Below are 15,187 nucleotides of genomic sequence, written 5' to 3'. Positions count from 1 at the left end.
TAATATACTTGTTATAAAAATTTATGCATGTGCAAGTTGCACAGCTTGCTCTATATCTACAGCAACCATTCGCGATACGCCAGGTTCTGCCATAGTAACACCTGTTAATCTACCTGCCATTTCCATCGCAATTTTATTATGACTAATATAAATAAACTGCACTGATTGTGACATTTCTTCAACCAAACGGCAAAAACGCACAACGTTGGCATCATCCAATGGGGCATCTACTTCGTCCAGCATACAGAAAGGAGCTGGATTGAGCCTGAATATAGAAAACACTAATGATAATGCGGTCAGCGCTTTTTCTCCACCACTTAACAAATGAATTGTTGAATTTTTCTTACCAGGTGGTCGTGCCATTATACTAACACCACTTTCGAGTAAATCGTCACTGGTTAATTCTAAATACGCACTACCACCACCAAAAACTTTAGGAAATAGTTCAGCGAAGTCTTCGTTAACTTGATCGAACGTCGCTTTAAAGCGTGTTTTGGTTTCAATATCAATTTTACGAATTGCACCTTCAAGGGTACTTAACGCTTTTGTTAAATCATCTAATTGATTATCAAGATAATCACTACGAGCTTTGGCTAAATCAAACTCTTCTATTGCCGCTAAGTTTACTGCACCTAATTTATTTAACTGATTAGTGAATCCGGTTAACTGATTTTGCGCCGCACTTAAATTCAATGAATCTGGTAATTCATCAAGTATTGCTTTTAAGCTTTGTTTCAATTCTTCTAATGGCTCGAGCGCAACTTGCGCTTTTATTAGCAAGCTTTGCTCTTCAATTGTTAACTTTTGATGCTGCTCTTGCAAGCCCGCCAGCTCGCTTTGCGAACTTTTAAGGCTTGCCTGTTTGGTATTTAAGCTTTCTTTAGCCTGAGCTAATTCTTTTTGTAGTAATATCAGCGCCTGCTCACCTTTTTGATGTTGCGCTAAAAGCTGCGTTATTTTATCGTCCAGTTCTTGCTCTGGTATAAGCAGCTCTTCTATTTCATTAAGTAGTTCTTGCGCACCTTCAGATGCACTAATGTGCTCCTGCTCTGCATGGCTCAATTTGGTTTGGCTTAACTGCCATTCACTGCGTGCCTTTTGCTCTAAGAGCGTTGCCTTATGCGCTTGCGTTTTATATTGCTCAAGCATGCTTACTGCTTCGCTATAACTTTTATCACTTTGTGAGCGCAGGCTATTTGCAGTGTCTACCTCATCCGTTAAGTTGAGTTGCTGCTCATTTAACACTTCAAATTGCTCTGTTTGCTCATCAAGCACGGTATTTAATTGCAAAAGCACAGTGGTTAATTGCTGTTTTTGTTGCTGTAGCTTTTCTAGTTGCAGCTTAAAGTGCGCTACTTGCTGTTTAAGCATATCACTGCGAGTACCGGCTACTGCTATATTTTGCGCAAGCTCATGTATGCCTTCTTTAAGCTCGTTTTGGTCGTTAATTAACTTTACTTGCTCGGCTGTATGTTCATCACGAGTACGCGTTACTTGTTTTAGCTCATCCTCGGTATTGGTTAACTGCTGAGCTTTATCCTGCAATTGCTTATGTTTTAAAAGCAATGAGTTTTCTGCACTTCGATCAGCACTTACATGCCAGTTACGACCATATAGAGCACCGTTTTTATCCATAACGGCTGTATAAAAAGCATCGTTTAAGAGCGTTAAATCACCGCTCTCGCTATAAGCAATACGCGTTAAATGTTCTGGATAAACACCGCTTGTTATGAGTGCCGCTAAGCTATTTTCAGCAATATGCTTACCACTCATTGGCCACACACTATTATCAGCTTGCTGCTCACTGACATTTAAGTGCTCTAGCGATTTAAGTGCTTGCTCTATTAAGGGCTCAAAGCCTTCTTTAACACTTAGCTGATTAAACAAACAATGAGTACTTTCACTTTCTTCATCAAGCCCTAATGTACTTTTAAGCCCCGTTATACTGGCTTTTAACTCATTTATTGTTTGAGTAAGCGTCGAATATTGCTTCTGTGAGTTATTAACAAGCTCATTTTGTAATTCAAGCTTAGCACTGCACTGCGTGTGCGCTGTTTGTTTAACGGCAAGTTCTTGAGTTAATGTTTGTGTTTGCTGTTTTTGCTCTGTTAATTGTTGCTCTACATCACTACTTTGTAAGTCAGTAAGCTGCGCATTTGACTGATCAACTTGCTCGTTAACGTGACTTATTTTCTGCTGAGTTTGTTTGATGTGACTGCTATGCAGTTGTGCATTATTATTAAGTTGTTGCTGTTGCTCACACAAAGTTTGCCAGTGTGTATTGTGGCGCAGTTTCAGTGCTAATAAGTCTTCAAGTTCATGTGTTAACGTCCTAACTTGCTCTTCGCAAATTAAAGCGTTTTCACTTGCTTCTTGCAGGGTTTCATTTAGTTGTTCACACACAATCTGCTGCTGCGTTTTAATCTCCGTACTATGAGTTTGGCGCTGCTGTAATTTAATTAAATTTTGTTTAAGCGTTTGAGTTTGTTGCTTTACATTTATTTGTTGTTGCTCAGCGCGGGTAAGCTCGGTGTGTATTACATGTTGCTGATGCTGTGCATCGCTTAATTTGTCTTGCTGAGCTTGTACTTGACCTTCTAAGCTTGCAAGTACATCGTCATGCCCTGAGTTAGCGGTTTTAAAAAACGAAACTTGGTCGTTCAGTTTTTTAATTTGAGTACTTTTTTCTAATTGCTGCTGGTGTAACTTTTGCCATTTTAAAACCGCAATTTGCCCTTTTAGCATGCGTTCTTGCGCTTTTAGCTCCCGGTATTTTTTTGCATCAACCGACTGCACAGCTAATTTATCTAACTGGCTTTGCAGCTCTTTACGCACATCAAGTAAACGCTCAAGGTTTTCGCGGGTGCTTTTAATACGTGTTTGGGTTTCGCGGCGGCGTTCTTTGTATTTAGAAACGCCGGCGGCTTCTTCTAAAAATACGCGTAATTCTTGTGGTTTACTTTCTATTAAGCGCGAGATCATCCCTTGCTCAATAATTGCGTAACTTCGCGGACCAAGACCGGTACCTAAAAATATATCGGTAATATCGCGCTTACGACATTTACTACCGTTTAAAAAATACAGTGACTGTCCGTCGCGCGTTACTAGACGCTTAATGGCAATTTGGTTTCGATCGGCAAATGTATTTGAAGGGCTACCTTTATCGTTATCAAAAACAAGCTCTACAGAGGCTTGCGATATGGCTTTTCGATTAGTTGAACCATTAAAAATAACGTCGGTCATGGCATCGCCACGCAGATTTTTAGCAGAGCTTTCACCTAGCACCCATCGCACTGCATCAATAACGTTAGATTTGCCACAGCCATTAGGGCCTACAACACATGTCATTTGATCAGGAAATGGAATTTTAGTGGGCTCTACAAACGATTTGAAGCCCGCTAATTTAATAGTGCTTAAGCGCATCTTATTGTTATTACCAATTTATTATTGTTATTGACTACAAACAATTTAACTCATAAATAGTTAAATTGTTAAGCTTGGCGTTTAAAGTTATCTAAAATAATACCGGTGGCCATTGCCACATTTAGCGACTCTGCACCGCCAAAAGCAGGTATGGTTATTTTGTCGCTCACTAATTTTGCACACTGCTCGCGTATTCCATGCGATTCACTGCCCATTAGTAAAACGCCTGAGCCCGTAAATTGGGTTTTATGTACACTTTGTCCATCTAAAAAAGCACCGTAAACAGGTAACTTTAAAGAGCGTAAGTAATCAGGTAAATCTACTTGGCTTACCGATACCCTTACAAATGAGCCCATTGTGGCGCTAATTGTTTTAGGGTTGTAAGCGTCAGCGCTGTCGGTGCTAGTTACTATATGTTTAATACCGTACCAGTCTGCCACTCTAATTATTGTGCCTAAGTTACCAGGGTCTGATACGCCATCAAGCGCGAGTATTAAGCCACTTGCTTTAGGTAGCTCTGCATTTGGCATATCAACTATAGCAATGGCTGCATTATTGCTAACTAGCGTGCTGGCTTTAGTGAGGGTCTCTTCATCCGCTTCAATAAAATTAGCGTGCTGATACTCACCTTGATACGCATTTATAAATTCGTTTGTAGCAAAAATATTAACCGCATTTAATGGGCTGTTTAATAACTCAAGTACGTTTTTTTCACCCTGTACAAGGTATTGATTATATTGCTTTCGGTACTTTTTTTGGCCAAGTTGGCGAATAAGTTTGAGTTGGTTTTTTGAAATCATAACAGCCCCATAAAATTGTCCATTAAGTATAACAGATTTCGTTATAACATCTGAACTCGAAAAGCAGCGAATAGGGTTAATTAATCTTGCTGGCACTTCTTTCAAAGGTCAGGTTAATACGAATAAACATACCTTTAATTGCTTCTAATTGGTTTGAATCATCAACGGTTGCTGCTAATTCGTTATAAAGATTATCAGACGCTTGCTTAAAGTTTTCATCAAACTTGCCTTTGGTTGCCAACATAAATGCACTAGCCAACGTGCGTTGCCACTCATTTAAATATTTGAGTGTGGTACCACCAGCAAGGTTCTCGCAAATTGAGTTTAATCGTATTGAAGCATGCCCTAAGTTTAAACCTGTTAATGCAAGGTCAGTAATGGCCCGTGTGTGTGAGCCCTGATCATAATTAGTTAAGCGTATTAATCTATCTGCCATGCGGCGGTTATACCAAATAGTAGGAGTTTGATGAGTATTTATTTCGAGTAAATCTTTGTAAGTTGCTTTAAAAACACGATGAACAAGTAACTGAACACTGGGGCCGGTAAATAACTGAAAAATCCAAAATAAAATACTCACGCCAGCAAAAATAGCGATTGCAGAGCTTAATGTATAATCAATTGAAAACGCTAGGCTCATATCCGTGCTGGGTCTAACCAAAATAGTAAATGGAATACAAAACCCTAAGCCGTATGGCAATGTTTGTTGCTCAGCTAAAAGCAGTAAACCAAGAAAATACGGACCCGCTAATACAAGTAATAATATTTCTAGTTGCCCACCACTTTGCGACAGTAAATTTAGCGCATAAAAAACAGTCACAAAAGTAGCAACAATTATACCTGCCAATAAACGTTTTATTACCACCTGCAAAATAGCTAACGGTATTCGCGCTAACATTATCGAAAAAATCACCGGTAAAATCATTATTAATAATGCAGCTGAAGACCCTGTATTAACCCAAATAAATGCGCCGATAGAAAAGACCAAAGCAGTTCTAAACCCTACTATAATGCCAGCCAATGGGTCGCGATATGTAAGCATACTAGGTGCATTTAACAATGTTTTATCGCGTTGTTCTAAAGCTCTGTAAGCCCGCAGTAAAATTGTTAAATCGTTAGCCACTTCCATGCTCACATTGAGCATGTGAGATTCAAATGGCGAATCACACACCGTATTTGCTCTATAGTCGGTTAGCTCTTTGCGCAGGACTTTAATCTGCTCGGCGCAGTAATCAAAATCGTCAGATTCTTTAATTTGTGCGAATACGTTTTTAAGTTTACTTATTAATTTGTCTAATGTAGGAGTAATGAGGTCTGAGTGGTTTCGTTGCAAGCGACCAATTATTTGAATTGAAGCCAGTAAAGAAAGTACTTTTTGCGACAATTGATTTGCCGCACGCGAGCGTCCGGGGCCTTTCGGTCCTTCGTACCTCACTGCGCTAGAGTCTTCATTTATAGACCCTAACGTTGCCATAATGCCATCTATTTGGTGATGGCGATTTTCGTGCGATCCTTTAGAATCAAGTTCCGTTACTAAATAATCTAAAGTTTGATTTATAACCGACCGTGCTTGTGCTTGCAGTAAATGTTTAACTTTTACTGGCCAAAATAAATGGCTAACAATGCCCGCACAAATCGACCCAATCACTATTTCGCTTACTCGCGCCTGAGCAATATCAAATATACTTTGACTGCTCACCATTGCCGGTGTAACCATAACTAAAAGTACGATAATAGCGGCGGTAACCCCTGCCATAGCAAATGCATAAATAAAGTTTGCTTGGCGCACCATTGCCGATAAGGCAGAGTTTACCCCTAACCATAAAGCAAGTGCACTTAACGCTAAATAAGGATAAAGAATTAACTGGGTTAAAAGCAGTATGCCAAATAAACCACCTATTATGGTGCCTATTATTTGGCATATTGCTTTTTCAATAACGAGTCCGCTTTGTGGGCGTAATTGCAAAAATATAGCTGATACTAGCGCCCAATAAGGTCTATCAAGATTAAGTGACATAGCAATAGTCAGCGCCATTACCATCGCAATAACGCCCTTAACAGCAAAAATAATTGCCTGTTTTTTAGGAAAAAACAAATTCCTCAATACATCACCCAAAGCATTCTCCCTATTGAGTATTTAGATGTATTGTGGCGGTCATTCCGGCGCTAAGTTGTATATCCTCTGGCACCGAATCTAGCTTTATATCAACAGGAATTCGCTGAGATAAACGCACCCAATTAAATGTTTGCTGCACCACGGGTAAAAGTTGTGTATTACTTTGTGTGTTTGTATTTGCAATAGCTTTACCCACACTAATCACATGGCCGGTTAAAGCCTTGCCACCGCTTAACAGTGATATTTTAGCTTTTTGATTATCATGTATTAAAGGGATTTTAGTTTCTTCAAAGTAACCCGTAACGTAAAACGAGCCTGATTTTACAATGGCAAATACTGATGTGCCTTGAGCTACGTAATTACCTTGGCGTAAGTTTAAATTAATAATTTGCCCACTAACGGGGGCATACACTTTTGTTCTATCAAAGTTAAGTTGAGCTATAGCTTGATCTGTTTTTGCAAGTTCATAATTGGCTTTTGCTATTTTTGAATTAATGCGTGTTGACTCAAGCCCTTCTTCACTAATTGCTTGCTGAGTGTTTAAACCTTTTCGGCGCTCTAGTTTATGTTTTGCCAACTCCCAGGTGTATAAAGCATTTTCAGTAGTCGCTTTACTCCTATCAAGTGCCGCTTGGTAGCGTTTGTTGTCAACACTAAAAAGTAAGTCACCTTTTTTTATATTTTGACCATCTTTAATGTTTAGCCCAGTTACCCATCCCGACACATCGGGCGAAACGGTGACTACTTCAGCTCGAATACGGCCGTCTCGAGTCCAAGGAGTATGCATGTAATCAGTCCATACCCATCGTCCAGCAAATACAGCGGCTATAACAACGATTATGGTTAAAAGTGTACGTAGATATTTTGTCATCTAATTTATCTTCCACTGAGTAGGTAAACGGTTAAGGCCAAATAACAAATAAATAAAGACACCTCAAACCAAGCCACCTTCCAAATACGGTCGTGCCAATCTAAACGATGTAATATAAAACGTGTAATGGCTGTTAAAATAAAAGCGATAGGAAAGTAAATAATCAAAGGGCTAAACTCGACCCCGCCTAAAACAACAGCTTGCAGCATAATAAAAGTCCATACGTGTTTAAAAACGGTTAAAAGTAGAGTGCGATAAAGCAGATAACTGATTATATTAATTTTGTGCTTAATTTAAAATTAATAGCCACACAGTTTTAAGCCTAATGGTATTACTTATAGTCTTTTAATCAGCCACTTGCAAAACTGTGGTGTAATTATAAACATTGAATTTTGCACCAAATTTAGGTAAGTTAACAAAAAAACAACATGGATATAATTTTAATGGAATCAATACACCCTACTCCCCCTAAAACAAACCCTCCAGTAAATGAACCCGCTGAACCAATTTTTAGCGGTAAAGTGCAATTTAGCGGTAAAGGTGGTGAGTTTTTTGGCATTTGGATTGTAAATATATTACTTAGTGTTATTACTCTCGGCATATACTCAGCGTGGGCTAAAGTACGTACACACCGATACTTCTACGGCCATATTCGTATAGATGGACATAGCTTTGACTATCTAGCAACGCCAATACAAATTTTAAAAGGCCGGATTTTAGCGGTTATTGTGTTTTTTATTTACACATTCTCTATCAGCTTTATGCCTATACTAGGCCTGTTTATTGCGATTGGTTTTATCTTTTTAATGCCATGGATTATTAACCAAGGTTTACGTTTTAATCTACGTATGACGCGCCATCGTAATGTTCGCTTTGCTTTTAAAGGCAGTTATGGCGAAGCTTTTGTTAACTTTATACTTTTACCTATTGCCAGCGTATTTACACTTTATTTATTAATGCCTTATGTTATAAAACGTATTGATAGCTATATCCATAGCAACATTAGTTACGGTGACAAACCACTTACTGTAAATCTAAAAGGCGAAACCTATTACCTAACAGCGCTTATTTGCTTTGTAGTGAGCTCTATCACTATGGTGGTATTTATGGGGATTTTAGGATTATTTGGCCTCAATTTAATAGATATTGAAAATCAACAAAATTTAGAAAACTCTGCAGCTATGGTTATGCTTCCTATATTTATGACTATTGCCTACGTGCTGATGATTGCTATTGTTTCAGCTGTATGGCACGCCGCTATTCGTAATCACATTTTTGATAACAGCCATTTTGAAGGCGTTGCTACATTTAAATCAGAGCTAAAACCAATTCCTTTCGCAGTTTTATTACTCACTAATATGTTGGCTATTGTATTTTCTTTAGGGCTTGCATACCCATGGACAAAAGTACGCACATCAAAAATGCTTGCAGATGTAACTAACGTCACTATTTATCCTGGTGCATTGAATCTGATTGATACCGAGCAGGATCAGCAATCATCATTTGCTGAAGAAGCTGCAAACGTATTCGATATTGACCTTTCTTTAACTTAAGAGCTCACCATGCATGTAAAGGGGCATTTTTTTCCCAAAGCATCGAGTAATTATCAGGTGTGTGTGGCAACTATTAGCGACACACACATTGAAATTATTGACGATGAATATGTTATTGCTCGCCACGCAATCACAAGTCTTAACTTAAGTTCGGGAATGGCTGGACTTGCTGACGAACTAGACTTCGAAGATGGCAGTCGTTTTATTCCACTTGATGTAAATTACAGATGGCCATTTAAAGAAAATAACCATCACGTAATGGAACGCCTCGAAAAAAGTAAATGGACCATTTTAGCCGCTGTCATATTTACACCATTGTTTATGTGGTTAGTGCTTTATAAAGCCGTACCGGCCATTGCTGTTTACAGTGTTGATACCCTGCCACGTAATGTTGTAGAGCAAATGGGTGAGCAGAGCTTTACATTAATTAAAAAGATTGCGCTTGACCCAAGTGAGCTGCCCGCAGAGCAGCAAGCTAAAGTACAAGCGCATTTCAAAAGTATGCTTAAGGCGTTATCGCTTGATCAATCGGTTTATAGATTATCATTTTATAAGTCAGACAGCTTTGGCGCTAATGCATTTGCACTGCCCCATGGTCGTATCGTGGTCACCGATGAGTTAGCTAATCTACTTGCCGATAAACCCAATGCGCTAAAAGCGGTATTGCTACACGAAATGGGCCATGTAGTGCATCAACATAGCGTACGTATTACAGCACAATCTGCCGCAAGTACGATTGTATTAGCGGTTGTATTTGGTGATTTAGAGGGTGTTGCAGAGGTTGCGCTAGGTACCGGTGCATCGTTTGCTCAGCAAGGGTTTTCACGTGATATGGAACGCGAAGCCGACAGCTTTGCACTTACCCAATTAGAATCATTGGGGTATTCGAGCAATGACTTTGCTGATGCAATAGAAGCCCTGCAAGAAAGCCATACCAGCGAAAACGAACACCTAGAAAAAGTGAATAACTTATTAGAATATTTATCTAGCCATCCAAGTGCACAAGAGCGTATTGACAATGCTAGGAAATAATCGTGGTTATATTCAACTTGCTCGCTACATAGTGAGTTTAAGTTGGATATACCACGGTTTTTTTCCAAAGCTTTATCACGTAGCGCCACTTGAAAAGTTAATGACGGGCAGTGCTGGCTTTTCAGCAGAAGTGTCTGACTTAATTACACGCTCGGCGGGTGTTGGCGAAATTATATTTGGACTGTGTTTATTTGTGTTTTATAAAAATAAACATCTAGTCACTTTAAATATATTAGCGCTTATTGGGCTTTTATTCGCTGTAGTTGTTATGCAGCCACAATTACTTATTGAAGCATTTAACCCTGTAACCACCAACTTGCCGCTTATTGGGCTAAGCTTTATTTGGTTAAAAGAGATTAAGCTGTTGAATAATCGATATCTCTAAATAAAAAAGGGTGTGCAAATGCATACCCTTTTTTGTAGTACTTAATTTGTAAAATTAGTACTTATTTTTATGCGTCCACAAATGTAATAATTCACTGGCAATTGTTGCTGCGGCAATGGCGGTAAGCTCGCTTTGGTCATACGAAGGTGATACCTCTACCACATCCATACCCACCATATTTATGCCTTTTAGCGCACGCAGTACTTTAAGTACTTTATCTGACGTTAAACCACCACACACAGGAGTGCCTGTACCAGGCGCAAACGCAGGGTCTAAACAATCTATATCAAACGTTAAGTAAACCGGTAGGTCACCTACTCGTTCAAGTATTTGCGCTGCAATATCATTTGCATGTAAATCGTTGGCTTGCATTGCATCAATCACGGCAAACTCATGTTTGCTTTGATCAAAGTCGGTACGAATACCTATTTGGATACTGTGCTCAACATCTATAAGCCCTTCCATTGGTGCATGATAAAACATAGTGCCATGATCAAATCGCGATCCATTACTGTAGGTATCAGTGTGCGCATCAAAATGCACTAACGCCATTTTGCCATGTATTTTTGCATGAGCACGTAATAGCGGAAGCGTCACAAAGTGATCCCCCCCTAAACCTAATAGCGTTTTACCTTGACGAAGTATTTGCTCAGCAGCCATTTCTAATTGCGCAGTAAAATACTCAGGGTCGCCAACAGGGTAAGTAAAGTCCCCTGCATCGGCCACTTTTAAGCGCTCAAACAACGGAAACGTCCACGGGTATTTAGTGTCTTCCCATGCTAAATGAACCGATGCACGACGAATTGCATCAGGGCCTAAGCGCGCACCTGGACGGCCCGATGTCGCTAAATCAAATGGTAAGCCTAAAACCACTACGTCTGCATCAATTACATTAATGTTTTGCACCATAGGACGACGTAAAAACGTCATCCCATTTGAGTACAATGAGTGATCTGCGTGACCAAACAAAGTTGACATTGCTTATAACTCTTCTAAATAAGTGTAGCCGTCAAGGCCGCTTTGCAACTCGTCTAAAACGCTTTGCTGTTCGTGTTTTTCAATTTTAGTGCTTACTAACTGCTCGTATGATTGCTGAAAACTTTCAACATCTAAATGTACATAGCGCATCATATCGGCAACAGTGTCACCTTGGTTTATTTCGGTAATACTTGCAACGCCTTGCTCATCCATATTAACAATCGCGCTGTGCGTATCACCAAACAAGTTATGCATATCACCTAAAATTTCTTGATAAGCACCCACCAAGAAAAAGCCCATTAAATAAGGTTTGTCAGCACTAAACTCTGGTACAGGTAATGTGCTTTCAATACCTTGTCCATCTACGTAATGCTCAAGTGCGCCGTCTGAATCACAGGTTATATCAAGTAATACAGCACGTTTTTTTGGTGCTTCAGTTAAGCCACTTAATGGCAGTACCGGAAACACTTGATCAATGCCCCATGCGTCTGGAAGCGATTGAAATAACGAGAAGTTTACAAAAAACTTATCGGCTAAACGTACGTTTAACTCGTCAATAATAGGACGATGAAAACGGTTTTTATTATCCATGTGCTTGTTAAGTTCATAACAAATACGGATATTAATTTGCTCAGCCCATGCACGTTGCGATAAATCAAGTAAACCTAGTGCAAATTGGTTATGCGCTTCAGCTAAATCACCTTGGCTGTCGTGATAAATCTCAATTAATGCACGGTCATCCGTTAAATCAGTTAACTGTACAAACGACGCCCACATGTTTTTTAATAACAGGGGTGCATCTGCTGCTGGCGCTACTAACTCTTCTGGCGTGTAACTTTCAGTACCAATAACATTAGAAATAAGCACAGCATGATGCGCCGTAAGCGCACGACCTGACTCAGAAATAATAGTCGGCATTGGTTGCTCATATTGCTTACATGTATCACCAATGGTGTACACAATGTTATTTGCGTACTCAGCTAAGCTGTAATTCATAGAGTTATGCGATTGGCTACGTGTGCCGTCGTAATCAACAGCTAAGCCACCACCTACATCAAGGCAATCAATTTCTGCGCCTAATTTGCGTAACTCACAGTAAAAACGCGCAGCTTCGCTTACACCTAAACGTACGTCACGAATGTTCGCCATTTGCGACCCTAAGTGAAAATGTACTAGCTGTAATAAATCAAGTTGACCTGCGTCTTTTAAACGATTAACTACATGCAAAACTTGCGATGCAGATAAACCAAATTTTGATTTTTCGCCGCCACTCGCTTGCCATTTACCTTTACCTTGCGACGCTAAACGTACGCGAATACCAATGCGCGGTTTTACGTTAAGCTCTTTTGCTTGGCTAAGCACCATATCTAGCTCAGAAAGCTTTTCAAGTACGATATACACTTTATGACCTAGCTTTTCGCCAATAAGTGCTAAACGTACGTATTCTTTATCTTTGTAGCCATTACATACAATTACGGCGCTGGTTTTTTCAGCCAATGCTAATACTGTAAGTAGTTCAGGCTTGCTGCCGGCTTCTAAACCAAGTTGCTTTTTTTCAACTTGTGCTTGGCTTGCTACTATTTCTTCAACTACTTCACGTTGTTGATTTACTTTTATTGGATAAACTAATAAGTAGTCTTTAGGGTAACCATAGTTTTCAATCGCAGTATTAAATGCGCCGCATAAGCTGTGTACACGGTGGTGTAAAATTTGCGGAAAACGAACTAAAGCAGGTAAGCTTAAACCTTTATCTTGTAGTTGCTTTGCGATATCTGTTAATGCAATGGTTTGCTCTGGGGCATGAGCCTTGGGCGCCACATACACATCACCTTGATCATTAATACCAAAAAAACCTTGGCTCCAATGACGAACATTGTAGCTCGTACGAGCTTGTTCTAGTGATGTTGTTTCTTTCATTTATCTTTCTCTTTTATTTGATGAATGCCAATAGTGAGTATCGGCTGATTGCGCGCATTAAAAGAAAAATAGGGATTCAAGTCCAACAAGTATTTTTACTCGTAACGAGTAATTTTTAAGATTACAAATACCCATTTTATTACACAGCCAACGAGCCCTTAATTAATAAGGCTTAGCTGCTAATTAACTTTATGATTTAGCAGTATATAGTGGACTATGCAGGTGAGTTTCACTTCCAGAACTATATAAGTTTTTGTTCAATTGATTACTACTTTGGTTATTGAGTCTGCTTTTGAAGATGTAGATCCAAGTTTGCGCCATGCTTCGTACTTTTCACTTTTGAGCCATGTAATACCTATGTACTCTTCCCAATTAACAAAATCGAGAGTTTTATAGCGCTCATCTGCGCAGCCACCAGCGCCAAATGCAACTCTGCAAAGCGTTAATGTAAGATACGTGCCATCGTATTTAAGGCGTTTATTGCTTTGATTTTCTGGGCAACTAGACAATAACCGAGTTGGGATATTTAAAACAATGCTTGCTGTTTTTATACTGCCTTCACTAGCAACTCGAGTGATGGACGAGCAACCTTGTAAATAAAATTCATAGTTATTAATAACAACATCAGGCGTTAATGGCTCCCACCAAGGCGTAGGTAGCGAGGTAGTAACATTGGTTTTTAAAGGATTTTTGCTACAAGCAGCTATCAAAACAAGGCAGCCAAAGAGTAAAAGCAGTGATTTGTAAATATTCATAATTGGCTTCCTATCTCTGCAGTTTAATTTATTTGAGTATAGGATATTTTAACAAAAGGAAATTGGACGAGATTAAACACTTTTAGGTGCAAAAATAATAATGGCCATACCAAGTAAAGCAACAGCTCCACCAATAACATCCCACATAGTGAGCTTTACGCCATCAACAACCCATAACCACAATAGCGCAACGCAAATATATACGCCGCCATAAGCTGCATATACACGACCAGCTGCATCAGGGTGAAGAGATAATAGCCAAGCAAATAAACCTAAACTTAAAGCCGCAGGAATTAAAAGTAATATACTTTTATCCTCTTTAAGCCAAAGATAAGGAAGGTAACAGCCAATAATTTCGGCAAGAGCGGTTATGACAAATAGCGCGATAGTTTTTACTTCAAACATAACGTTCTCACGTAATTTAATTAGCTAAGTAACATACAAATGTTGTTACTTAGCTATTTTACTTATTCAGCTAATGCCATTGCGGCAAGCTTCATTGTACTCTCAAACGATTTAGTACCCGCTATAAACAAACCATTGTGACAGAATACGGCATCATCAATACCTGTTTCATCTACAAACGCTTCATCAGATAAGCCTGACCACGCTTTAGGAAGCGATTTTCTATCCTCAAACGATCCTGGCTCAACTGGCACAGTCTGTAATATCCATTGCCCAGAATGCGATGGGTAAACCATGTATAGTGCATCGCTTGATAAAATATGCACTGTTTTTTTCCACGGAGTGTATTTTTCAAGCACTATAACTCTGGCATCTTCTGCACTTTCAATTGCTTTGGCAACAATCTCTTTTGCATTTACACTTCCGTGAGCTGATGCGATAAAACGAATGAGCATGCGAGCTGCAAATTCAACAGCTTCATCAAAGCAAGTATCAAAGTTACTTTCTTCTTCCCATGTAGGATTAAACATTGAGATTGTTTGGCTCAAGCTTATTCCTTTTGACACACCTTCAACATGACCACAATCAATGGCGTCAATTGTTGAAACTAAGCCCGAATCAACTCTATCAGCAACGGCTTGGTTATCATCACACAGCGCTAAGCCATATTTTTTCCACACTAAGCCAAATGATGAAAAAGGAATGCCATTTTCTCGTTCGCCTGCACCACCACGTTGATGATGATCGAAGCGATTAGTTTCGGGGTCGTATTCGCCACCTACATCAATTACAAAGTCGGCACCCTCTATAAGCGCTTTATCGCGAGTACGTACCAGTTTAAACGTTGGCAAAACATGTTTAAGTACCGCAATACTAAAAACGTCATCTGCATGAAAATTACCATTGTGGGTTACTACTGTTATTTCGCTCATTTGTTTATTGCTACTTTTAGAAA

Annotated in this window: 13 protein-coding genes; 3 read left to right on the top strand and 10 right to left on the bottom strand. The window is 39.4% G+C overall.

Translation table 11 applies throughout. The annotated features are described in order from the left end of the window. Window positions 1-21: 21 nt before the first annotated feature. The 5 genes from I6E80_RS15010 to I6E80_RS14990 all read right to left on the bottom strand — a co-directional run bounded on the left by I6E80_RS15010 (window position 22) and on the right by I6E80_RS14990 (window position 7,416). The gene (locus I6E80_RS15010; protein WP_197185886.1) at window positions 22-3,423 is read right to left on the bottom strand and encodes a chromosome segregation SMC family protein; all 3,402 of its coding nucleotides are present in this window, start codon (window positions 3,421-3,423) and stop codon (window positions 22-24) included. 68 nt (window positions 3,424-3,491) lie between these two features. Continuing rightward, window positions 3,492-4,223 carry an RNA methyltransferase gene (locus tag I6E80_RS15005; RefSeq protein WP_024600683.1) on the bottom strand — a complete coding sequence of 244 codons (732 nt, stop codon included), beginning with the start codon at window positions 4,221-4,223 and terminating at the stop codon, window positions 3,492-3,494. A gap of 76 nt (window positions 4,224-4,299) precedes the next feature. After that, window positions 4,300-6,336, bottom strand: coding sequence for an FUSC family protein (locus I6E80_RS15000; protein ID WP_197185885.1), 2,037 nt, complete (start codon window positions 6,334-6,336; stop codon window positions 4,300-4,302). A 10-nt stretch (window positions 6,337-6,346) separates the two neighbouring features. Next, window positions 6,347-7,207, bottom strand: coding sequence for an HlyD family secretion protein (locus tag I6E80_RS14995; RefSeq protein WP_024600682.1), 861 nt, complete (start codon window positions 7,205-7,207; stop codon window positions 6,347-6,349). A 5-nt stretch (window positions 7,208-7,212) separates the two neighbouring features. Further along, a complete protein-coding gene (locus tag I6E80_RS14990; RefSeq protein WP_024600681.1) occupies window positions 7,213-7,416 on the bottom strand; it encodes a DUF1656 domain-containing protein in 204 nt (67 codons plus the stop codon). Between the two features lie 234 nt (window positions 7,417-7,650). Here I6E80_RS14990 and I6E80_RS14985 point away from each other — a divergent pair, with 234 nt between their 5' ends. The 3 genes from I6E80_RS14985 to I6E80_RS14975 are packed head-to-tail and all read left to right on the top strand — an operon-like array spanning window position 7,651 to window position 10,177. Further along, on the top strand, window positions 7,651-8,760 hold the full coding sequence (locus I6E80_RS14985; RefSeq protein WP_197185884.1) for a YjgN family protein: 1,110 nt from the start codon (window positions 7,651-7,653) through the stop codon (window positions 8,758-8,760). 9 nt (window positions 8,761-8,769) lie between these two features. Further along, a complete protein-coding gene (locus tag I6E80_RS14980) occupies window positions 8,770-9,792 on the top strand; it encodes a M48 family metallopeptidase (RefSeq protein WP_076924843.1) in 1,023 nt (340 codons plus the stop codon). Further along, window positions 9,779-10,177: a DoxX-like family protein gene (locus I6E80_RS14975; protein ID WP_197185883.1), complete on the top strand. Its 399-nt coding sequence runs from the start codon at window positions 9,779-9,781 to the stop codon at window positions 10,175-10,177. The genes I6E80_RS14980 and I6E80_RS14975 overlap by 14 nt, the downstream gene beginning before the upstream one ends. Window positions 10,178-10,231: 54 nt before the next feature. On the opposite strand, the gene speB is transcribed toward I6E80_RS14975, so the two are convergent. The 5 genes from speB to I6E80_RS14950 all read right to left on the bottom strand — a co-directional run bounded on the left by speB (window position 10,232) and on the right by I6E80_RS14950 (window position 15,164). Continuing rightward, window positions 10,232-11,155 (bottom strand): agmatinase, encoded by a 924-nt coding sequence (speB, locus tag I6E80_RS14970; protein WP_197185882.1) that lies wholly within the window; start codon window positions 11,153-11,155, stop codon window positions 10,232-10,234. A 3-nt stretch (window positions 11,156-11,158) separates the two neighbouring features. Then, a complete protein-coding gene (gene speA, locus I6E80_RS14965; protein WP_076924841.1) occupies window positions 11,159-13,072 on the bottom strand; it encodes a biosynthetic arginine decarboxylase in 1,914 nt (637 codons plus the stop codon). 257 nt (window positions 13,073-13,329) lie between these two features. Next, a complete protein-coding gene (locus I6E80_RS14960; RefSeq protein ID WP_197185881.1) occupies window positions 13,330-13,827 on the bottom strand; it encodes a hypothetical protein in 498 nt (165 codons plus the stop codon). Between the two features lie 72 nt (window positions 13,828-13,899). Further along, complete coding sequence (locus I6E80_RS14955) at window positions 13,900-14,232, bottom strand: YnfA family protein (protein ID WP_197185880.1); 333 nt, start codon at window positions 14,230-14,232, stop codon at window positions 13,900-13,902. 62 nt (window positions 14,233-14,294) lie between these two features. After that, entirely contained in the window at window positions 14,295-15,164 is an 870-nt protein-coding gene (locus I6E80_RS14950) for an MYG1 family protein (protein WP_076924838.1), read from the bottom strand. Between the last annotated feature and the right edge of the window lie 23 nt (window positions 15,165-15,187).

The sequence above is a fragment of the Pseudoalteromonas sp. NSLLW218 genome, assembly GCF_015864775.1.
GTDB lineage: Bacteria > Pseudomonadota > Gammaproteobacteria > Enterobacterales > Alteromonadaceae > Pseudoalteromonas.
This window is presented reverse-complemented; position numbering and strand designations above follow the sequence as displayed.